14 protein-coding genes are annotated in these 22091 nt (G+C 72.6%); 4 read left to right on the top strand and 10 right to left on the bottom strand.

The features are described from left to right. Nucleotides 1-41: 41 nt before the first annotated feature. The 5 genes from nudC to BZY54_RS08555 all read right to left on the bottom strand — a co-directional run bounded on the left by nudC (nt 42) and on the right by BZY54_RS08555 (nt 10392). Nucleotides 42-986 (bottom strand): NAD(+) diphosphatase, encoded by a 945-nt coding sequence (gene nudC, locus BZY54_RS08575; protein ID WP_086724175.1) that lies wholly within the window; start codon nt 984-986, stop codon nt 42-44. A gap of 152 nt (nt 987-1138) precedes the next feature. Next, nucleotides 1139-2542: a dipeptidase gene (locus tag BZY54_RS08570; protein ID WP_086724174.1), complete on the bottom strand. Its 1404-nt coding sequence runs from the start codon at nt 2540-2542 to the stop codon at nt 1139-1141. Nucleotides 2543-2552: 10 nt separating this feature from the next. Beyond that, nucleotides 2553-6086 carry an ATP-dependent helicase gene (locus tag BZY54_RS08565; RefSeq protein WP_086724178.1) on the bottom strand — a complete coding sequence of 1178 codons (3534 nt, stop codon included), beginning with the start codon at nt 6084-6086 and terminating at the stop codon, nt 2553-2555. A 101-nt stretch (nt 6087-6187) separates the two neighbouring features. Beyond that, nucleotides 6188-9631: an ATP-dependent helicase gene (locus BZY54_RS08560; RefSeq protein WP_086724173.1), complete on the bottom strand. Its 3444-nt coding sequence runs from the start codon at nt 9629-9631 to the stop codon at nt 6188-6190. A 311-nt stretch (nt 9632-9942) separates the two neighbouring features. Continuing rightward, nucleotides 9943-10392 carry an MGMT family protein gene (locus BZY54_RS08555; RefSeq protein ID WP_244217034.1) on the bottom strand — a complete coding sequence of 150 codons (450 nt, stop codon included), beginning with the start codon at nt 10390-10392 and terminating at the stop codon, nt 9943-9945. Nucleotides 10393-10578: 186 nt separating this feature from the next. Here BZY54_RS08555 and BZY54_RS08550 point away from each other — a divergent pair, with 186 nt between their 5' ends. From BZY54_RS08550 to BZY54_RS52895, 3 genes are all read left to right on the top strand, one after another. Then, nucleotides 10579-13389, top strand: coding sequence for a lysylphosphatidylglycerol synthase transmembrane domain-containing protein (locus tag BZY54_RS08550; RefSeq protein WP_086724172.1), 2811 nt, complete (start codon nt 10579-10581; stop codon nt 13387-13389). A 70-nt stretch (nt 13390-13459) separates the two neighbouring features. Next, nucleotides 13460-15007 carry an alpha/beta hydrolase gene (locus BZY54_RS08545; protein ID WP_086724170.1) on the top strand — a complete coding sequence of 516 codons (1548 nt, stop codon included), beginning with the start codon at nt 13460-13462 and terminating at the stop codon, nt 15005-15007. A gap of 366 nt (nt 15008-15373) precedes the next feature. Continuing rightward, nucleotides 15374-15562 carry a hypothetical protein gene (locus tag BZY54_RS52895; RefSeq protein WP_143668021.1) on the top strand — a complete coding sequence of 63 codons (189 nt, stop codon included), beginning with the start codon at nt 15374-15376 and terminating at the stop codon, nt 15560-15562. An 84-nt stretch (nt 15563-15646) separates the two neighbouring features. Here the strand turns inward: BZY54_RS52895 and BZY54_RS50795 are convergent, their stop codons facing one another. Beyond that, nucleotides 15647-15955, bottom strand: a complete 309-nt coding sequence (locus BZY54_RS50795) for a hypothetical protein (RefSeq protein ID WP_086724166.1) — start codon at nt 15953-15955, stop codon at nt 15647-15649. A 701-nt stretch (nt 15956-16656) separates the two neighbouring features. On the opposite strand from BZY54_RS50795, the gene BZY54_RS51565 reads away from it, so the two are divergent. Next, nucleotides 16657-16830 (top strand): hypothetical protein, encoded by a 174-nt coding sequence (locus BZY54_RS51565; RefSeq protein ID WP_167413962.1) that lies wholly within the window; start codon nt 16657-16659, stop codon nt 16828-16830. Between the two features lie 214 nt (nt 16831-17044). On the opposite strand, the gene moeZ is transcribed toward BZY54_RS51565, so the two are convergent. From moeZ to BZY54_RS08515, 4 genes are all read right to left on the bottom strand, one after another. After that, on the bottom strand, nt 17045-18223 hold the full coding sequence (gene moeZ, locus BZY54_RS08530) for an adenylyltransferase/sulfurtransferase MoeZ (RefSeq protein ID WP_086724164.1): 1179 nt from the start codon (nt 18221-18223) through the stop codon (nt 17045-17047). A 63-nt stretch (nt 18224-18286) separates the two neighbouring features. After that, nucleotides 18287-19033, bottom strand: a complete 747-nt coding sequence (locus BZY54_RS08525; protein ID WP_086724162.1) for a spherulation-specific family 4 protein — start codon at nt 19031-19033, stop codon at nt 18287-18289. Continuing rightward, entirely contained in the window at nt 19021-19983 is a 963-nt protein-coding gene (locus BZY54_RS08520) for an NAD-dependent epimerase/dehydratase family protein (protein ID WP_086724161.1), read from the bottom strand. Before BZY54_RS08520 ends, BZY54_RS08525 begins: the two co-directional genes overlap by 13 nt. A gap of 265 nt (nt 19984-20248) precedes the next feature. Further along, complete coding sequence (locus tag BZY54_RS08515) at nt 20249-21460, bottom strand: hypothetical protein (RefSeq protein ID WP_244217033.1); 1212 nt, start codon at nt 21458-21460, stop codon at nt 20249-20251. Nucleotides 21461-22091 lie beyond the last annotated feature (631 nt).

Here is a 22091-nt window from a genome sequence, read left to right as displayed (position 1 = left end):
GGGCCGCCTTCGCGTGGTCCGGCCGGGGAGCCGCCGTCGCCTCAGACGGCGCTCCGCGTCGGCAGTGGCTCGCCGTACCAGAGTTCGATGAGCCGGGCCGCGATGGAGATGCCGTACGGGGGCAGGACCTCCCCGGAGTCGAAGGCCGCGCGCAGCTCGTCGCGGGAGAACCAGCGGGCCTCGTGGATCTCGTCACCGTCGACGTGGATGTCGATGGAGGTGGCGTGGGCCATGAAGCCCAGCATGAGGCTGGAGGGGAACGGCCAGGGCTGGCTGGCGACGTACTCGACCTCGCCGACGGCGATGCCGACCTCCTCGAAGACCTCGCGGCGCACCGACTGCTCGATGGACTCGCCGGGCTCGACGAAACCCGCGAGCGTCGAGAAGCGGCCCTCGGGCCAGTGCACCTGGCGGCCGAGGAGGATGCGGTCCTTGTCGTCGGTGACGGCCATGATCACCGCGGGGTCGGTGCGCGGGTAGTGCTCGGCGCCGCAGGCGGGGCAGCGGCGGATGTGGCCGGCCGCGGCGATCACGGTGCGCTCGCCGCAGCGGGAGCAGAAGCGGTGCAGGCGCTGCCAGTTCTCGAGGGCCACCGCGTGCACCATCAGGCCCGCGTCACGGGGCGGGAGCAGCAGCCCGGCCTCGCGCAGGCCCGCCGGGCGGGCGGACTGGTCCATGCGGCCGGGCAGGGAGTCCTTCTGCAGTGCGAAGTAGCTCACACCCTGCTCATCGGTGCCGAGGAAGTAGCGGTGCGCTTCGGTGAGGGGAGCTTCGAAGGACGGGGTCATGACGAGTTCGGTGCGGCCGTCGGGCGTCTCGTCGATGAGTACCTGACCACCGGAGACGACGAAGCAGCGGGTGGTGGGGTGGCTCCATGCCGCGGCGAGCCATGCCTCGTCGAGCCGGTGGTGGGCGGCCCTGTCGATGCCGCTGGGCGCAGTGAGCGAGATGGGTCGGTCGGCGGTGTGGTCGGTCCAGGTGGTCACGTGTGCTTCCAACTCCCCTGGTACAACGGTGGTTTCGACGACGGTTCAGCGGGATACGGCGGGAGGCGACCGTGTCCGGCGGAGCCTGGAGGTGCGGGGCGGCCTCTCCAGTGTGCCCCGCGCCGGACGGTGCCCCGGACGGTGGCCGCTCGTCAGGGCGCATCGCGCCAGTGCTCGGCGAGGTCGCCCCACAGGTACGCGCTGGTCTCGACGCCCTTGAGCAGGAGGTCGAGCTCGACCTTCTCGTTCGGGGCGTGCCAGCCGTCGGACGGGACGGAGATGCCGAGGAAGAGCACGGGTGCGCCGAGGACCTCCTGGAGGTCGGCGGCCGGGCCGGAGCCACCCTCACGGGTGAAGCGGACGGCCCGTCCGAAGGCGCGGCCCATGGCGCGGGCCACGGACTGCAGGGCCGGGTGGTCCAGCGGGGTCAGGCACGGGCGGGTGGCCGCGCCGAACACCGTCTCGTGCCGGATCCCGTCGGGCATGTGTTCGTCGACCCAGGCGCGTACGGCCTTCTCGACGTGGTCGGGGTCCTGGCCCGCGACCAGGCGGAACGACAGTTTCACCATCGCCGTGGACGGGATGATCGTCTTGCTGCCGGGCCCTTGATAGCCGCCGCCGATGCCGTTCACCTCGGCCGTGGGGCGGGCCCAGATGCGCTCCAGGGTGGAGTAGCCCTCCTCGCCGTGGGTGGCGTGGGACTTGGCGGTGCGCAGCCACTGGCGCTCGTCGAAGGGCAGCTCGGCGAAGAGCTCGCGCTCGCGCTGGGTGAGCTCCACGATGCCGTCGTAGAAGCCGGGGACGGCCACGCGCGCGTGCTCGTCGTGCAGGGCGGCGACGAGGCGGGCGGCGGCGGCCGCCGGGTTGGGCACGGCGCCGCCGAAGGAACCGGAGTGGATGTCCTGGTCGGGGCCGGACAGCCGGATCTCGCACTCGGCGAGGCCGCGCATGCCGGTGCACACCGTGGGAGTGTCCTCGGACCACATGCCGGTGTCCGAGACGATCACCGCGTCGGCGGCGAGCCGGTCGGCGTGGCTCTCGATGAGCGCCCGGAAGTGCGGGGAGCCGGACTCCTCCTCGCCCTCGATCAGCAGCTTCAGGTGCACGGCCGGGGTGGTGCGGCCGGTGGCGGCGAGGTGGGCCCGGACGCCCAGTGTGTGGAAGAACACCTGGCCCTTGTCGTCGGCCGCCCCGCGCGCGTGGAGGCGGTTCCCGCGGACGACCGGCTCGAAGGGGTCGCTGTCCCAGCCGTCCTCCCGGGCGGCGGGCTGCACGTCGTGGTGGCCGTAGACGAGGACGGTGGGCGCGTCGGGGTCGTCGGAGGGCCACTCGGCGAAGACGGCCGGGGCGCCGTCGGTCTGCCAGACCTCGGTGGTGGTGAAGCCGGTCTCCTTGAGCTTGGTGGCGAGCCAGTCGGCGCTGCGCCGTACGTCGGGCGCGTGGTCGGGCTGGGCCGACACGGAGGGGATGCGCAGCCACTCGACGAGGTCGTCGAGGAAGGCGGTGCGGTGCTGCTCGATGTACGTGCGGACGACGCTGTCCGGGGTCTGACTCATGCTTCCGAGCCTATCGGCACTCAGTGACATCCCGTTCGGGCGGTTCGTCACACTGCGGTCCGCCCGGCTGCTCCTCGAGGAGCAGCCGCTCCAGTGCGGCCCGGTCCGGAAGGGCGTCCGGTCGTACCACCTCGCCGGTACGCACGTACAGGAACGCGGCAGCGACCCGTTCCAGAGGCACGCCGTGCCGTTCCGCCCAGGCCAGCCGGTACACGGCGAGCTGGAGCGGGTCGGCGGTGCGTCCCCGGCCGGTCTTCCAGTCCACGATCTCGTACGTCGCCTCCGCGCCGTCTCCCTCTTTGTAGACGGCGTCGATCCGGCCGCGGACGACGCGGCCGGCGATCTCGAGCTGGAAGGGGGCCTCGACGCGGTGGGGCGTGCGGTGCGCGTACTCGGTGCGCTCGAAGGCCTCCTTGAGGGCTTCGAGGTCGCGTTCGTCGGCGATCTCGGCGTCGGAGCCGGGCAGCTCCTCGGGCTCCAGCATGGGCAGCGTGAGCTCTTCGAAGCGGGTCTCGACCCAGGCGTGGAAGCGGGTGCCCCGGCGCGCGGCGGGTTGCGGGGGGCGCGGCATGGGGCGCGCGAGCTCCCGCGCGAACCCGTCCGGGTCGGCGGCCAGGCGCAGCAACTGCGAGGCGGTGAGCGTCGTCGGCAGGGGCACGTCGGTGACGCCCTGCCGGGCGCGCCGGAGCTCTCCGGTGAGTGCGTCGAGGTCGCGGTCCCAGGAGGCGACGAGACGAGCCTCCTCCGGGGTGAGCGGCTCGGGCTCGGGTGCGGAGTCCGGTCCGGCGGTGTGCTGCTCGGGTGCCGTCGCCTGGTGCGGGACCCTGGGGCGGTCGCTGCTCCAGGAGTCCCAGTCGCCGGGGTCGTCCTCGAAAGCGGCCTCCCCGAAGGGGGCGTCCTCGGCGTCGGGCGGTTCGGCGTCGTAGGGGGGTTCGTCGTAGGGCGGTTCCTCCTCCTCGGGGGGCGGAGGCCAGTCCGGGTCGTCGTGGGACTCCGGGTCGTGTACGGCCGGGCGGTGGCCGTCCGCGCGGGCGGCGAGGTCGTCCAGGTGGGCCAGGACGGTCGCGGCCGCCGCGCGGCGGCGGGTCAGGGCGGCCTCGTCCAGGGGCAGGGGCCAGACCTGGTCGGCGGTGGCTCGGTGCAGGGCGGGGTTCTCCTGGCCCTCCTCGGGCTCCTCCGCCCAGGCCTCGATCTCGCCGTACCCGGCGGCGCAGTGGTCGTGGAGAGCCTGGAGGAAGTCGGACGGGCCGCGGGGCTTCTTCTGGCTCGGGCCCCACCAGTGGCCGGAACCCAGCAGCAGGGAGCGGGGCCGGGTGAAGGTGACGTAGCCGAGGCGCAGCTCCTCGGTGTGCTGGTGGTCCTTCATGGCCTCGTGGAAGGCCTTCAGGCCGCGCGCGTCCCAGCTGTCGACGTCGGGCAGGGTTGCGGCGTCGCCGCGCAGGGTGTGCGGCAGCACCTTGCCCTGGCTGGTCCACTTCTCGCGGCCCTGGCCGCTGGGGAAGGTGCCGGTGACCAGGCCGGGGACGACGACGACGTCCCACTCCAGGCCCTTGGACTTGTGGGCCGTGAGCACCTTGACGGTGTTCTCGCCGCCGGGCAGCGCATTGTCCAGACCCTTCTCGTACTGGGCGGCGGTGCGCAGGAAGCCGAGGAAGGCGAGCAGCGTGGCCTGGCTCTCGTCGGCGGCGAAGGAGGCGGCGACGTCCAGGAAGTTCGACAGGGTCTCGCGGCGGCGGGCGGCCAGGGCGTGCGGGGACGCGGACAGCTCCACCTCCAGCCCGGTGACGGCCAGGACCCGGTGCAGGACGTCCATGAGCGGGTCGGACAGCGAGCGGCGCAGGTCGCGCAGTTCGGCGGCGAGCCGGGCGAACCGCACGCGCGCGTCCGGCGAGAACGGCAGCCCGTCGTCGTCCTCTCGGCCCGGAGCGCCGTGCAGCGGCGTCTCCAGGAACGTGTCGAGGGCATCGGCGAGCGAGATCACCTCGGCCGGGTCGACGCCCTCGACCGCCTCCGCGAGGCGGCGGTCCGGATCGTCGTCGGCGCCTACGCGCGCGTGCGCCACGAGCAGCCTGGCCCGGCGCCCCAGGAGCGCGAGGTCCCGCGGGCCGATCCGCCAGCGCGGACCGGTCAGCAGCCGCACCAGGGAGGCATTGGCGCCGGGGTCCTGAAGGACCTCGCAGACGGCGACGAGGTCGGCGACCTCGGGCAGGTGCAGCAGCCCGGACAGGCCGACCACCTCGACCGGTACGTCCCGGGCGACCAGTGCGCCCTGGATCTCGGCGAAGTCGGTCGCCGTACGGCACAGGACGGCGATCTCACCGGGCGCCTTCCCGGTCCGTACGAGGTGGGCGACGGAGTCGGCGACCCATTCGACCTCCTCGGCGTGAGTGCGCAGCAGGGCGCACCGCACCAGCCCGTCACGCTCGGCACCGGGGGCGGGGCGCAGGGCCTCCACGCCCGCGTGCATGGCGCGCAGCGGCTCGGCGAGGCCGTTGGCGAGGTCGAGGAGGCGGCCGCCGCTGCGACGGTTCTCGCTGAGCGCCTGGCGGGTGGCGGGGCGGCCGTCGGCGTGCGCGAAGTGCTCGGGGAAGTCGTCGAGGTTGGCGACGGAGGCGCCGCGCCAGCCGTAGATGGCCTGGCAGGGGTCGCCCACGGCGGTCACGGGGTGGCCCGTGCCGTCGCCGAAGAGGCCGGCCAGCAGGATCCGCTGGGCGACCGAGGTGTCCTGGTACTCGTCCAGGAGGACCACCCGGAAGTCCTCGCGCAGGATCCGGCCGACCTCCGGGAGCTGGGCGAGCCGGGCCGCGAAGGCGATCTGGTCTCCGAAGTCGAGCAGGTCCCGCTCGCGCTTGGCGGCCCGGTAGCGGAGCACGAGCTCGGCGAGTTCGCGACGGGCGGCGGCCGTCTCGGGGACCTTGCGCAGGTCGGCGTTGGACAGCTTGGCGCCTTCCAGGGCGCGCAGCAGCCCGGTGTCCCAGGCGCGCAGGTCCTCGGGGCGCACGAGGTGTTCGGCGAGCTCGGCGTCGAGGGCGAGGAGGTCGCCGACCAGGTCGGGGAAGGAGCGGGTCAGCCCCGGGTACGGGCCCGGTGCCTCGCGCAGCACGCGTGCGGCGAGCTGGTAGCGGGTTGCGTCGGCGAGCAGGCGGGTGGTGGGTTCGAGCCCGATGCGCAGGCCGTGGTCGGTCAGCAGACGGCCCGCGAAGGCGTGGTAGGTCGAGATCACCGGCTCGCCCGGCGGGTTGTCCGGGTCGATGACCTCGGGGTCGGTGACACCGGCCTTGACCAGCGCCTTGCGGACGCGCTCGGCGAGCTCGCCGGCGGCCTTGTTGGTGAAGGTCAGGCCGAGGACCTGTTCGGGGGCGACCTGGCCGGTGCCGACCAGCCACACCACGCGGGCCGCCATCACGGTCGTCTTCCCGGACCCGGCACCGGCCACGATCACCTGCGGTGCGGGCGGCGCCGTGATGCAGGCCGTCTGCTCCGGGGTGAACGGGATCCCGAGGAGCTCCTTGAGCTGCTCGGGGTCGGTGATACGGGCGGGCACGTCCAAGAGGCTAGCGGCGCGCACTGACAACCGGTGCTCGGATCGACCTCAGGGCCGCGAGAACCGCAGGTCAGCACACGTGGTGCCGTGCGTCACGTAGGTCACTCGACGACGTGGCGGCCCTCCGGACGGGCGCTGCACGAGGCCCGGAAGGCGCAGTGCGTGCAGTGCTGGCCGGCGGTGGGCGTGAACCGTTCTTCGAGGACCTTTCCGGCGGCGGTGGCCAGCAGCTCGCCGACCCACTCGCCCTCCAGCGGTTCCTGGGACTGCACCTTGGGCAGGCTGTCGCCGCCGTCCCGTTTGGCGGCGCCCTGGCGCAGCTGGACGAGTTCGGCGCCACCCGGCTCGGGGCGCTGCCCGTCGAAGGCGTCGTCGACGGCGCCTTCGCGGACGGCCAGCTGGTAGACGGCCAGCTGTGGATGGCGCGCCACCTCGGCTCCGGTGGGCGCCTGCTTCCCCGTCTTGAAGTCGACGACGTAGGCGCGGCCCTCGCGGTCGGCCTCGACGCGGTCCATGGAGCCGCGGATGCGCACCTGGTAGTCGCCCGCCCCGAGGGTCACGTCGAAGTCGTGCTCGCTGGCCACCGGCGTGCGGCCCGCGCGCTCCAGGACATGCCAGTGCAGGAAGCGCTCGAGCGCCACGCGCGCGTGCTCCTTCTCCTGCGCCGACTTCCACGGCGCGTCGAAGGCGAGCGCGTTCCACACCGTCTCCAGGCGTTCCATGAGGACCGCGAGGTCGGCGGGGGTGTGTCCGGAGGCGACCTCGTCGGCGAGGACGTGCACCACGTTGCCGAAGCCCTGGGCGGTGGTGGCGGGGGCGTCGGCCTTGACCTCGCGGCCGAGGAACCACTGCAGTGCGCAGGTGTTGGCCAGCTGGTCCAGGGCGCTTCCGGACAGCACCACGGGCTGGTCGCGGTCGCGCAGCGGCACCTTGCTCTCCGTCGGCTCGGCCAGGCCCCACCAACGATAGGGATGCGCCGACGGGACCAGGGGCCGGCCGTCGTCGTCGGCGAGCGCCGCGAGCCGGGCCAGCCTGCGCGCGGCGGCCTGCCGCAGGGCGTCGGACACGCGCGGGTCGACGGTGGTGGCCCGCAGTTCGGCGACCAGTGCCGCCACGGACAGCGGACGGCGGGGGCGGCCGGTGACGTCCTTGGGTTCGACGCCGAGTTCGGTGAGGAAGCGGGAGGGCTGGTCGCCGTCGTCCGCCGGTGCCTTCACCGCGGTCACGACGAGCCGTTCACGCGCGCGCGTGGCGGCCACGTAGAACAACCGCCGCTCCTCCGCCAGCAGGGCCCCGGGGGTGAGCGGCTCGGCGAGTCCGTCGCGGCCGATACGGTCGGCCTCCAGAAGGGAGCCCCGGCGGCGCAGGTCCGGCCACAGCCCCTCCTGGACTCCCGCGACGACGACCAGGCGCCACTGGAGGCCCTTGGAACGGTGGGCCGTCATCAGGCGTACCGCGTCGGGGCGGACGGCGCGCCGCGTGAGGGTGTCGGCGGCGATGTCCTGAGCGTCGATCTCCGCCAGGAAGTTCAGGGCGCCCCGGCCGCCGGTGCGCTCCTCCGCGCGGGCGGCCGTCGCGAACAGCGCGCACACGGCGTCCAGGTCCCGGTCCGCGTTACGGCCTGCCGCGCCGCCGCGCCGGGTGGCCCGCTCCAGGCGCTCGGGCCACGGGGTGCCCTCCCACAGGTCCCACAGCGCCTCCTCGGCGGTGCCGCCGCCCGCCAGGCGTTCCCTGGCCTTCCTGAGCAGCGCACCGAGGCGCTGGGCGCCACGCGCGTACGTCGGGTCGTGCGCGACCAGGCGCTCCGGTTCGGCGAGGGCCCGCGCCAGCAGTTCGTCGGACGGCGGCGGCAGGGGGTGGCCCGCGGCCCGTTCCTCTTCGCGCAGCGCCCGGCCCAGGCGGCGCAGGTCGGCGGCGTCCATGCCGGCGAGCGGCGAGGCGAGGAGGGTGAGGGCGGTTTCGGTGTCGAGCCAGCAGGCGTCCGCCTCCGGTTCCCGATCACGCGGCTCTTCCCGCTCCGCCTCGGCCGACTCCCCGTCCGGGCGCGGTGCCGCCTCGGCCGTGCCACCGTCGGGACGCGGTGCCTCTTCGACCGGATCCCCGTCGGGACGTCGTGCCGTCTGGGCCGCGTCCCCCTCGGGCCGGCGTGCCGCCTCCGCCGTCGCCACCGCGCGCAGCGCCGTCAGCAGCGGCGCCACCGCCGGCTCGTGGCGCAGTGGCAGGTCGTCGCCGTCGACCTCCAGGGGCACCCCGGCGGCGGTCAGGGCACGGCGGAGGGTGGGTATCGTGCGGGCGCCGGCCCGCACCAGGACGGCCATCTCGCTCCAGGGGACCCCGTCCTCCAGATGGGCCCGGCGCAGGATGTCGGCGATGTTGTCCACCTCGGTGCCCGGCGTCGGGTAGGTGTGGACATCCACACGACCGCCGTCCTGTACCGGGATCAGCTCCCGGTGGGCGCGGACCTTCTCGGCCGGGAGCCGGGTGAGCGGCATGCGCTGGGTCAGCAGGCGGGTCGCGGCCAGCAGCGCGGCGCCGGAGCGGCGGGAGGTGCGCAGGACCGCGACGGGCGCGGGACGGCCGTCCGCACGCGGGAAGGCCTGCGGGAACTCGAGGATGCCGTTCACGTCCGCGCCCCGGAACGCGTAGATCGACTGGTCGGGATCGCCGAAGGCGAGCAGGGTCCGCCCGTCCCCGGCCAGTGCCCGCAGCAGCCGTGCCTGGGCCGGATCGGTGTCCTGGTACTCGTCGACGTAGACGGCGTCGTACTGCGCGGCGAGCCGCTGGGCGACCTCCGGGCGGCGGGCCAGGAGCACCGCGCGGTGGACGAGTTCGGCGTAGTCGAGCACACCCTGCAGGTCGAGGACGTCGAGGTACTCGGCGAGGAAGGCCGCCGCGGCCTGCCAGTCGGGGCGGCCTATGCGGCGCGCGAAGGAGGCCAGGGCGTCGGGGCCGAGGCCCAGTTCGCGGCTGCGGGCGAGGACCGCGCGGACCTCGTCGGCGAATCCGCGGGTGGTCAGGCAGGCGCGCAGTTCGTCGGGCCAGCGGACGTGCGCGAGGCCCAGCCGCTCCAGGTCCACTTGGCCCGCCAGGAGCTCGCGGACGGTCACGTCCTGTTCGGGTCCGGACAGCAGGCGCAGCGGCTCCACGAACAGGCCGCTGTCCTGATGGGCGCGCACCAGGGCGTAGCAGAAGGAGTGGAAGGTGGTCGCCCGGGGGGCGCGGGCGGCCCCGGTGCGCAGCGCCATGCGGTCGCGCAGTTCCATGGCCGCCTTGCGGCTGAACGTCAGCACCAGGATCCGCTCGGGGTCCTGACCGCGGGCGATCCGGGCGGCCACGGACTCGACGAGGGTGGTGGTCTTGCCGGTGCCCGGGCCCGCGAGGACGAGCAGCGGGCCGGCCTCGTGGTCAACCACGGCGCGCTGTGCGGCGTCCAGTCGAGGGGGATCCGGTTTGGCCGGCGGGGTACGCACCAGTCGGTAAGCGCCACGGTTCCCCTGTCGCACGTGGGGGTGCGACAGGCGCTTCGTGGAGGAAGAGGAGCTCACGTGGTTCGCCGGTCCTGGTGGGTGTGCTGGGGTCTGTCACTGTCGGCGCAGGGCGCCGTGGTCGAGGGGGCGGGCCGCCGGGAGCGGAGGGCGGTGGCCGCGGGGTGAGGGGGACACGTCGAGCCGACGCTACGCCGACGCCCGGTGCGGAGGCAGGGCTTCCCCTTCTTCCCCCTGTGCACTGGGAGCGCTGTCGGCTCTGCCGTCACGGGTGTCCCTCCAAGCACGAACGTACGGCATTCCGCGAGTGTGCCCCGATTCGCCCGTCCGGGCCGTGGGCTCCCCATCGGCCCCCCGAATGGCGGAAGCTGTCAGGTGTGACCCTGCGCACGCTCGCCGCCGTCCCAGCGGGCCCGCCTCATGTCCAGGCGCGGCAGGTGGCCCTCGGCCGCCCTGCTCGCCTCCCTCAGAGGCGTGCCCTCCGCGCGGTAGTGGGCGAGTGCCCGCAGTTCGTGTCCGGGCAGCAGGACACCGTCGGCGCGTACGACCCGCCACCACGGGACGGCGCCACCATAGAGGGCCATCACGCGGCCGACCTGGCGGGGGCCTCCCTCTTCCAGCCATTCCGCGACGTCCCCGTACGTCATGACGCGGCCCGGCGGGATCAGTTCGGCGACCTCGAGGACACGCTCGGCGTACTCGGGCAGCGCCTCGGGGTGCTCGCGCAGCACTTCTGCGTGCTCGGGCAACGTCCCGGCGTGCTCGGGCGGCGCCTCGGCCCGCTCGTGGCGGCCGTCGTCCGGAAGGCTCACTTCGCTCATCCGTCCCATCCTGCCCCACCCCACCGACAGTGTGACCGGACCGTGACGCGGTGTGGCCCTCGCCCCGGGGCGGCACTTCGGGCAGACTGTCGGCCCCCGCATTTGCACCCTGATGCCCCCGTGTGTCGGTGCGGCATGCCACCATCGTGCGGGCGGTGACCGGTGATACGAGACCAAGAAGAGACCATGAAGCAGCAGGGTGTGCACCCCGACGACGCGGAGGGCACCTCTGGGGCTTCGTCACGCCCGGGCACCGCGGACACGGGCGACCGGGACCGTGCGGAAAGCCGCGCGGAGGGCACGGCCGAGGCCGGCAAGGACCGCGTGGACGCCCCTGAGGCGGCCACGGCGGACAAGAAGCCGGACGAGAGCGCCGATGTGGCACACATCGACGAACTGGAGGGCGACGAACCGCTGCTCCCCGCGCGCGTGCACCGTCCCTCGGACCTGATGCGGCTGCTGGTGGGTGTGCTCGCCATCGTCGTGCTGCTCGCGATCGCCGCATTCGCGCACGGCACCACCTCGGGTCTGGAACAGGACATCAACAAGGGCACCGGGCAGGCGCCCGACCTGCTCATCAAGATCGCCGGGCTGGCATCCAGCATCGCGATCCTGCTGGTGCCGGTCGCCTTCGCGATCGAGCGGCTGATCAAACGTGACGGGCTGCGGATCGCCGACGGCGTGCTGGCGGCGGTGCTCGCGCACGGAGTGACGCTGGCCACCGACCTGTGGGTGGCGAAGGGAGCCCCGAGCTCGATCCAAGAGGCGCTCACCCAGCCCTCCCCCGGCGACATCCACGCGCTCACCGACCCCGTGCACGGCTACCTCGCCCCCGTCATCGCGTACATGACGGCCGTCGGCATGTCCCGCAGACCGCGCTGGCGCTCGGTGCTGTGGATCGTGCTGCTGCTCGACGCGTTCTCGATGCTGGTCACCGGGTACACGACACCGTTCTCGATCATTCTCACGGTACTGATCGGCTGGTCCATCGCCTACGGCACCCTGTACGCGGTCGGCTCGCCGAACGTGCGTCCCACGGGACGGACGCTGATGGCGGGGCTGCGCACGGTCGGCTTCCACCCGGTGAGCGCGGCCCGCGAGGAGGCGCCGGAGACCGCCGACAGCAGCGACCGCGGCCGGCGATACTTCGTCACCCTGGAGGACGGCCCACCGCTGGACGTCACGGTCGTCGACCGTGAGCAGCAGGCGCAGGGCTTCTTCTACCGGGTGTGGCGCAACCTCACGCTGCGCGGTTTCGCCACTCGCAGCAGCCTGCAGTCGCTGCGCCAGGCCCTGGAGCAGGAGGCGCTGCTCGCCTACGCGGCCATCGCGGCCGGCGCCAACGCGCCCAAGCTGATCGCGACCTCCGAGCTCGGCCCCGACGCCGTCATGCTCGTGTACGAGCACACCGGGGGACGCACCCTCGACTCGCTGACCGAGGAGGAGATCACCGACGAGCTGCTGCGCCACACCTGGCACCAGGTACGCGCGCTGCAGTCCCGGCGCATCGCGCACCGCAGGCTGGCGGGTGACGCGCTCGTGGTGGATCGTTCCGGCAGGGTGATTCTCACCGAGCTGCGCGGGGGTGAGATCGCCGCCGGTGACCTGCTGCTGCGCATGGACATCGCCCAGCTGCTGACGACGCTCGGACTCCGGGTGGGCGCGGAGCGCGCCGTGGCGTCCGCCGTCGGCGTGCTGGGGCCCGACGCGGTCGCCGACTGCCTGCCCATGCTGCAGCCCATCGCGCTGACGCGCTCCACGCGCGCGACGCTGCGCAGACTGGCCCGGGAGCGGGCTCAGCGGGAGCGCGAGGCGGTCCTGGAGGCGTCCCGGCAGGCCAAGCAGGCCCGGCTGGAGCAGGTGGCCGGGGGCGAGGCAACTGGAGTCGTCCTCGACAAGCAGGACAGGAAGACGGACAAGAAGGTCGAGCGGGCCGAGGCGCGGGCGGAGAAGCGGGCCATAGACGAGGCCCTGGACGACGCCCGCGAGGAGGACCTGCTCACCCAGATCCGCCACCAGGTGCTGCGGATCAGGCCGCAGGCGCCGGTCGAGCCGGCCCGCCTGGAGCGGGTGCGGCCCCGCACGCTGATCAGTTTCATCGCCGGTGCCATCGGCGCGTACTACCTGCTGACGCAGCTCACGCACATCCAGTTCGGCACGCTCTTCGTCCACGCCCAGTGGGTCTGGCTGGCGGCGGCGGTGCTCTTCTCGGCGCTCAGCTACGTGGCGGCGGCTATGGCGCTGCTGGGGTTCGTGCCGGAGCGGGTGCCGTTCCCGCGGACGGTGGCGGCCCAGGTCGCCGGTTCCTTCGTGAAGATCGTGGCGCCGGCCGCGGTCGGTGGCGTGGCCCTGAACACACGCTTCCTCCAGCGGGCGGGCGTGCGGCCGGGGCTCGCTGTGGCGAGTGTCGGCGCGTCGCAGCTGTTCGGGCTCGGCTGCCACATCCTGATGCTGCTGTCCTTCGGTTATCTGACCGGCACCGAGAAGACGCCGTCGCTGTCGCCGTCCCGGACGGTCATCGCCGGGCTGCTGACGGTCGCGGTACTGGTGCTGGTGGTCACCTCGGTGCCGTTCCTGCGCAAGTTCGTGGTCACGCGCGTACGGTCGCTCTTCGCGGGTGTGGTGCCGCGCATGCTGGACGTGCTGCAGCGGCCGCAGAAGCTGATCACGGGCATCGGCGGCATGCTGCTGCTGACCGCCTGCTTCGTGATGTGCCTGGACGCCTCCATCCGGGCGTTCGGCGACCAGTCGACCTCGCTGAGCATCGCCAGCGTCGCCGTCGTCTTCCTGGCCGGCAACGCGCTCGGCTCGGCCGCCCCGACACCGGGTGGTGTCGGCGCGGTCGAGGCGACCCTGACGGTCGGTCTGATCGCCGTGGGCCTGCCCAAGGAGGTGGCCGCGCCCGCGGTGCTGATGTTCCGGCTGCTGACACTGTGGCTGCCGGTGCTGCCGGGCTGGTTGGCCTTCAACCACCTGACCCGTAAGGGTGCCCTGTAGCGGCGGACGGCCGTACTCCGGACGGCCTGCGTCCCGCGCGGGAGGCCGCCCGCAGAGTGAGGATGGAGACATGCAGAACCCCCGCGGGCTGCGCGCAGCCGCCCTGACCGCAACCGCCGTCCTGCTGTCCGCCCTGGTGGCCGGCTGCGGCGGCGACGCTCCCAAGGACGGGGATCTGACGGCCCAGAACTTGGCCTGGAAGGACTGCCCCGCCCCGTCCGAGTCCGAGGGCGGCGGTGCGGCACCGTCCCCGCTGCCCGAGGGTGCCCAATGGCAGTGCGCCACCATGAAGGCGCCCCTGGACTGGAGCAAGCCCAAGGGCGACACGATCGACATCGCGCTGATCCGGGCGCAGGCCAGCGGGCCCGGCAAGCGCATCGGGTCGCTGATCTTCAACTTCGGCGGTCCGGGCGGTTCCGGCGTGAGCACGCTGCCCTCGTTCGGCCCGGACTACGCCAAGCTGCGCACCCGCTACGACCTGGTCAGCTTCGACCCGCGCGGGGTGGGCCGCAGCGCGGGCGTGCGGTGTGAGAGCGACGCACAGCTCGACCGCTACTTCCAGCAGGACGCGATGCCCGACAACCGGGCCGAGCAGAACGCGTTCCTGAAGAACACCAAGCAGTTCAACGCGGGCTGCGAGAAGAACTCCGCGAAGATCCTTCCGCATGTGCGCACCACCGACGCGGCCCGCGACATGGACCTCATGCGCCAGGTCCTCGGCGACTCCAAGATCCACTACTTCGGCATCTCCTACGGCACCGAACTCGGCGGCGTGTACGCCCACCTGTTCCCGCAGCACGTGGGCCGTGCCGTCCTCGACGCGGTCGTCGACCCCACCGAGACCCCCGAGCAGAGCTCGCTCGGCCAGGCCCGTGGATTCCAGCTGGCCATGGACAACTTCGCGCGCGCCTGTGTGTCCGACAAGGCCACCAAGTGCCCCATCGGGAACTCCGCGCAGGATGTCGAGAACCGCATCGCGGCGCTGCTCAAGAAGCTCGACAGCCGGCCGATCCCCGGTCTCTTCCCGCGTCAGCTGACGCAGACCGCGGCGACCAACGGTATCGCCCAGGCCCTGTACTCCAAGGAGTTGTGGCAGCCCCTCACCGAGGGACTCCAGCAGGCCTACGCCGGCGACGGCAGGATCCTGATGGTGCTGTCCGACGCGATGAACGGCCGCAGCCAGAACGGCGAGTACAGCAACCTCACCTCCGCGAACGTCGCCATCAACTGCGCCGACGAGAAGCAGCGGTACGACACGGCCTACGTGGAGCGGAAGCTGCCCGAGTTCCGGGCCGCCTCCCCGTTGTTCGGGGACTTCCTGGCCTGGTCCATGCTCAGCTGCACCGACTGGCCGGTGGCCGGCGCGGCCGAGCATGCCGACGTGAGCGCGCCCGGATCGGCGAAGATCCTCGTCGTCGGCAACACCGGCGACCCGGCGACCCCGTACGCGGGCGCGCGGAAGATGGTGGACGCGCTGGGCAAGGGCGTCGGAGTGGAGCTCACCTGGAAGGGCGAGGGCCACGGGGCCTACGGCAGCGGCAGCGACTGCGTGGACTCCACGGTGAACGCCTATCTGCTCCACGGCACGGTACCGAGGGACGGCAAGGTCTGCTCATGACGACGGCGGGGGCCGCGGGCACCTGTGGTGGGCGCGGCCCCCGCCGACCGACAGACAGGGCGAGCCATGGTCCAGTACACCGGCGTAGCGGGGTCGTCATCGGTGCGCCGGCCGTCCGCGACGACACCAAGTCGCCACGCCGACCGCGCGTCAGCGTGCCGCAGGAGGGGGCGAGATGGAAGCCTTGTCGTCCGGCGACGGCTCCTCGATGATGACCTGCCCGTTCTTGCCGTTCTTCCCTCTCCTTCCGTTATGACCTCTCCTGCCGTGATGACCGTCCTTCCCGTCCCGCCCCGCTCTGCCTGTCGGGCCGGTAGGGCCGTCCGGGCCGGAGGGACCGGAGGGGCCGGGCGGCCCGGGAGGGCCGTGCTCGACACCGTTCCCCTGGAGGTCGATGCGCCGTGCCCGGAGTTCGTCGATCTGCTGCTGGTGGGCGACGAGCACAGCCGACTGCGCGACGACCGTGACAGTCAGCACTGCGCCGAGCACAAGGCGGCGCCGAGGGCTTCCGAACGCCCCGTTCAGGCTTCTCACATCGTTCCTCACGCGCTGTGACGACGAAAGTCCGAGCGGGGAAGACCCCCGCGGCTACGCCACCGTCCGGGAGGGCCCTGCCCGATTCCCACTACGGCCGAGGGTCTAGCTCGGCCCCGGCGGGGCCACAGCGTCCTTCCCGTCCTGGCCGTCCTTCCCGTCGTGACCGTCCTTCCCGTCCTGCCCGTCCTGCCCGTCTTTTCCGTCCTTGCCCGGCGGGCCGACAGGCCCCTCCGGACCGGAGGGGCCGGGGGGACCGGGCTCGAGGTGCCCCTGGAGGTCGATGGGCTGTGTCCGCAGACTGTCGATCTGCATTTGCTGAGCGATGAGTGCAGCCGACTGCGCCACGAGCGCGATAGTCAGCACTGCGCCGAGCACAAGGGGGCGCCGCGGGCCGCGCAGCACTTCGATCACGCCTCTCACCTCGTCCCTCACGCTGTGTGACGGCGAAAGTGTAAGGGACGGGGATTCAGCGGAGGTGGACCTGCCCGTCGAGTGTCCGTCCCGGAAAACGCAGACATAGGCAGAAGCAAGAGGAGCCGCGCTCCTGAGGAGCCCGCGCGAGGACGGCCGACGCCGGCCGACAACGACGGAAGCCCACGACGTCTGAGCCGGTCAGAACCGTGGGCTTCTTCAGACCCGCTGATCTTCGGCGAGGACCCGGCAGGCACAGATCTCGACAGCCTCGGGCACCAAGACACCGGGTTCGACCACGACGAGATCGGCGCGCCCAGGATCGCCACGCTGGGAGAGATGCGCCGGTTCATCCATTCCGCTGAAGTTCTTCGAAGGTCTGCAAAGCACCCAAAGGTATTTCCTGAGAGGATTGAGTGGCTTTCCATATGCCGAGGCTGGTGTTGATCACGCTGGGCTCGGCGGGAGGCGGGACGGTGCGTCAGAACCCGGACGACGAAGCGATGCCGAGTACGCTCCGCCTGCAAGGACGAGGGGCGGGGGGCGGGGGCGTTCGATGCGGCTGTGTGGCCCCCTGGCATGGGCGGCGGCTGCAAGGGGCCCTGGGGAGAGCACAGCAGGTGTGGCAGTGGGACACCCCTGCCCAGGGGGTTTCCCCCCTGCCTCAAGGGCACTCGGCCAGTGAGTGCGGAGGTACTGAGATGAGTACCGGAGAGAAAGCCAAAGCAAAGGCAGAACAGGTCATAGGGAAAACACTGCGAAAGGTGGCCCACGCGGTGCATAAAGATACCCTCGCCGCAAAGGGTGCCGCCCTCGAAACGCGGGGCAAGATGCGGGACACAAAAGAAAGCGCCACGGACCCCTTCAAGCGCTGACTTGCCATAAGTCGGCGTACGTTCATGTGCCCGTCTGTCGAATACGTGTCGAAGGTGCCGCACGTCGGCACTTGGCGGGCCTAGGGGTTGCCGCCGAGCCGTTCTCCGGGCTGCGAGGACGGCCGACGCCGGCCGACGACGACAGAAGCCCACGGCGTCTGAGCTGGTCAGAGCCGTGGGCTTCTTCAGGCCCGCTGGTCAGCGGAAGGGGCGATCAGTACACCGGCTTGTGCGGCTCGATCTGGTTGACCCAGCCGATCACGCCGCCGCCGACGTGCACGGCGTCCGCGAAGCCCGCGGACTTCAGCACGGCGAGGACTTCCGCACTGCGGACACCCGTCTTGCAGTTCAAGACGATCTTCTTGTCCTGCGGAAGGTTCTCCAGGGCGGTGCCCATGAGGAACTCGTTCTTGGGGATCAGGCGGGCGCCCGGGATGGAGACGATCTCGAACTCGTTCGGCTCGCGGACGTCGATGATCTCGATGTTCTCGCCGTCGTCGATCCACTCCTTGAGCTGCTTGGGAGTGATCGTGGAGTCGGCGGCCGCCGCCTGGGCCTCCTCGGAGACGACGCCGCAGAAGGCCTCGTAGTCGATGAGCTCGGTGACGGTCGGGTTCTCGCCGCAGACCGCGCAGTTGGGATCCTTGCGCACCTTGACCTGGCGGTACTGCATCTCCAGGGCGTCGTAGATCATCAGACGGCCGACCAGCGGCTCGCCGATGCCGGCCAGCAGCTTGATGGCCTCGTTGACCTGGATGGAGCCGATGGACGCGCACAGCACGCCCAGGACGCCGCCCTCGGCGCAGGACGGGACCATGCCGGGGGGCGGGGGCTCCGGGTAGAGGCAGCGGTAGCAGGGGCCGTGCTCGGACCAGAAGACGGATGCCTGGCCGTCGAAGCGGTAGATCGAACCCCACACGTACGGCTTGCCCAGCAGCACGCAGGCGTCGTTGACCAGGTAGCGGGTCGCGAAGTTGTCCGTGCCGTCGACGATCAGGTCGTACTGGCTGAAGATGTCCATCACGTTGTCGGCCTCGAGCCGCTCCTCGTGAAGGACCACGTCGACGTACGGGTTGATGCCCTTGACGGTGTCACGCGCGGACTCCGCCTTGGAGCGGCCGATGTCGGACTGGCTGTGGATGACCTGGCGCTGCAGGTTCGACTCGTCGACCTCGTCGAACTCCACGATGCCGAGCGTGCCGACACCCGCCGCGGCCATGTACATCAGCGCCGGCGAGCCCAGGCCACCGGCGCCCACACAGAGCACCTTGGCGTTCTTCAGCCGCTTCTGCCCGTCCATCCCGACGTCCGGGATGATCAGGTGGCGGGAGTACCTGCGAACCTCGTCTACGGTGAGCTCGGAAGCCGGCTCGACCAGGGGTGGCAGCGACACGGGGACTCCGTTGGTCGGTCAATCACTACGGTTGTTCTCCACGTAACACTGCCACGGCCTTCTTCATTCCGAGACACCTCGTCCGACCCGCGAGACGATTTCGTCCCAGTAACCGGGCAGGCTCTCCCAGGGGTCGTTGCGGCCGCGGTCCGTGCGGTCGGTGAACCAGATCGTCGCCGCGCCCTGCCAGCGGGCGATGCGCAGCGCCTCCTCCAGATGACCTCGCGGGACGCCGTGCACAAAGTGGCAGAAGCGCTCGGGCGGGTAGTCGGCGGTCCACTCCGCCACCTGCGAGAAGCGGTAGTCGCTCCAGGGCCCGCTGAACGTCACCAACTGGTCGGCGTTCTCGGCGTAGCCGGGATGCGGGTGGGTGCCGTGGCCGAGGACGATGTGGGCATTGTCACGCAGCGCGCGGAGCGAGGTGACCGTACGGCGGGTCTCGGGCAGCCCGGTGCGGTCGGCGGGGCAGCGGTCCAGGAGGAAGCCGTCGACCCGGTACCACTCGAGGTACCGGTGCGCGTCGGCGATCACTTCGATCCGCGACCGCGCGCCGTAGGCGCCGTCCACGCGGCCGAGGACCCGGACGCCCGCGTTGCGCAGGCGTCCGGCCACGTCCAGGCAGTGCGGGTCGGGCTGGACACCGGGGCCGTCCGCGACGTCGAGGACGACCCAGTGCAGGGGCGTGCCGGGCCGGGTGAAGGTTTTCCACTCGGCCGGGGCCAGCAGGGGGTGGGCACAGCCGGGGACTCCGAAGCCGGTGCGGACGTCGGTGCTGGAGGTGCTCGGTGGGGTGCTGGTCAGATACGGCATGCCGCTTCCATCCAGATGTCGGCGATGGACTCTTCGAGGCTGATCCGGGGCCGCCAGCCGAGGCGGTCGCGAGCTGTGCGCACGTCGGCCTGCTGCCAGCTGCCGCAGCCGTCGGGGTAGGGGTAGGCGGCCGGGGACGGGTGGTCGGGGTCGGTGCGCGGATGACCGATCGCGGACCTGAGGTGGCCGCCTGGCGGCCCGTCGAGTTCGTGGAGCGCGCCGCCGTACCCGGCCACGCGGGCGAGGACCCAGGCGGCGTCGCGCAGCCGGACGGCACGCCCCGAGCCGATGTTGATGACGCCCTGGGCGGCCGAGAGCGACGCGGCGTGCACGGCACGGGCGACATCGCGTACGTCGACGAAGTCGCGCTGGGTGCCCAGCCCGCCGAGCTTGAGGTCGCCGTCGCCGGACTGCATGGCGCGGCGCATGGCCTCGGCGAGCCGGCCGAGCGGCGAACCCGCCGGGGTGCCGGGCCCGGCGGGCGAGAAGACACGGAGCACGACGGCGTCGAGGCCCGAGCCGAGGACCAGTTCGGTGGCGGCGAGCTTGCTGACCCCGTACGGGCCGCCGGGCCGGGGCACGGCGTCCTCGGCCGTGGAGGAACCGGGCTGGCTGGGGCCGTACTCGGCGCCGCAGCCGATCTGCACCAGGCGGGCGCCGCAGCCGCTGCGGCGCAGGGCCTCGCAGACGGTGGCCACGGCGACGGTGTTGTGCCGGGTGAGTTCCCGGGCCCCGCCTCGGGTGGCGCCGGCGCAGTTGATGACGACTCCGGGGTGGACCGCGTCCAGGAATCGCGTGAGGGCGCCCGGGCTGCCCGTGGCGAGGTCGAAGCGGACGTCGGCGTCGTCGCCGCGGCCGAGGGCGGTGAGCTGGACGGCCGGGTCGGCGAGCAGGCGGTCGGCGACGAAACGGCCGATGTATCCGTTGGCTCCGATCAGCAGAACCCTCATCGGGCGGCTCCCGGGGTGTGCGCTCCGGTGGCTCCGGATGCTCCGGACGCTCCGGATCGGGCGGTGGTCATGTGGTCTTCTCCTTCAAGGGGGTGGTGCGATCGGCTCCGGTTGTGCGGCCGGACGCCCGCGGCCGGCAGGCCGGATGTGCCTGCGGCTCCGGCCTGGTGCGGTCGTGTGTGGGGGTGCTCCGGCCCGGGTGCGCGTCGAACCCCGCGGGCGTGGCGCGGACGGCCGGGGCTGTGCGGGGTCGGCCAGGTGCTCGTCACGGCTGTCCCTCCGCTCGCGCATGCGCCGAGGCCCTGCTGAGGGTTCGGGTCGCGTGCACCAGGAGGGCCAGGGCCGCGGTGCCGCAGGCGAGGACGGGAACGCAGCCCGGACCCCAGACGGTGACCAAGGTGTCGACCGGGGTCGCGAGCAGGCCGCAGCCGGGGAGGCGGGCGGCGAAGACGCTCGCCTGGGCGATCGCCTCGACCGTGGCCGCGGCGCCGAGGGCGACGGCCGGGGCATGGGTGAGGCCGTGCGTGGTGAGGAGCCGGGCGAGCAGCAGCAGAGCGCCGAGCGTGAGGGCCTGGGCGGGACCGGCTGGCTCGTGCAGGACGGCGCCGCACGCGGCGAGCAGGGCGGCCAGGGTGCCCAGGAACAGCCCGAACACGACCAGGAGCAGGGGCCGTACGGACGCGGCGAACTCCTCCAGACCGCGGCTGACCGCCAGCCGGCGCCGGGCGCGTACGGCGAAGAGGTGTGCGGCCCAGGCCGCCGGGGCGCAGGCGAGCGCGAGGGCCAGCGTGGGCACGACGGCCAGAGGCCAGGGCCCGGACGTGGTGCCGTCGGGAAGTCCGTCGGGACCGCCCGTCACGGCCTCGCCGAGCAGGCCGTCGCCAAGGGCGGCGTAGGCGATCAGCCAGTACGTCCAGGGGCGGGTGCCGGGCGCGGGTGTGCCGGCCTGCGTGAGCCCGCGCGTACTCAGCGGGCCGCGGCGGAGCAGGGCGCGCACACCCAGCGCCACGGCGAGGATCCCGGCCACGGCCACCGCCAGGCGTGTCCGGCCCTCGGTCAGGCGCAGTCCGGCCACGGCCGCAGCGCACAGGGCGCCGGGCAGGGGGCTGAGCAGGACCCAGTCGACGCCCACCTTGGGGGTGTCGGCGGCCTCGAGGGGCGGCGGTGTCTCCGGGACACGGGAGACCCTGGCGTACATCTCCTCGGCGAGAGAGAAGACGTCACGGTGCCGGAAGCGGGCGGCGGTACGGTCGGTGATCCCGTGCGCCTCCAGGCCCGCGGCGATCTCCAGGGGATCGACAGCCCGCTCGCACAGGTCACGGTGGCGGTGCATCAGCGCCTTGACGGGATCGACGGCACCGCGCCGGGTGGCGCCGGACCCCCGCCGTTCGGAAGCGGGCCCGGACCGGGCACCATCGGCGCCGACGTCGGCGCCCTGCGCCCCGCGATCGACACCGGGTCCGGCTTCCCGCGCCATGTGATCGATGGAGGCAGAGGACGGCTGACCGTCCAGGCCCGTGGAGGCGGAGGACCGCTGACCGTCCCGATCGGTGGAGGCAGAGGACCGCTGACCGCCCAGGCCGGTGGAGGCAAAGGGCGGCTGTTCACCGTGGTCGGTGGAGACACGATCGGTCCAGACACGGTCGGTCGAGGCACGGTCGGTCGAGACACGGTCGGTGAGGGCAAGGCGCCGCTGTTCGCTGCGGTCGGGGTCGGAGTGAGGTCGCTTGTCGGCGGCTGTGGCGGAGCGATCCTGCTCGCCGGGGCCGGCAGCCGAGCGCACCTGCGGAACACGGCCGACCGCCGGGCGAGCCCGTAGGCCGCCGCCTGCCGCCGGGCGCGCCTGCCAACCGTCCTCGCCGATCGAGACAGCCCACGGCTCCCCAACAGTTGGACCGTCCTCCGGCTCACGATCGGGAACCGGTCCGTCCCACGGCGTTCGAACGGCGCCCGGCCCGTCCCACCCTGCGCGGTCGGCACCTGGCCCGTCCCACCCAGTGCGATCAGCGTCCGGCCCGTCCCACCCAGCACGGTCGGCGCCCGGCTCATCCCACTCGTCGCGCTCAACGTCCGGCCCGTCCCACCCAGCACGGTCGGCGCCCGGCTCA

The sequence above is a fragment of the Streptomyces carpinensis genome (genome assembly GCF_002154505.1).
In the GTDB taxonomy this organism is placed as follows: domain Bacteria; phylum Actinomycetota; class Actinomycetes; order Streptomycetales; family Streptomycetaceae; genus Streptomyces; species Streptomyces carpinensis.
Note: the sequence above shows the minus strand (reverse complement) of the source record. Positions and strands in the feature narration are given on the sequence as shown.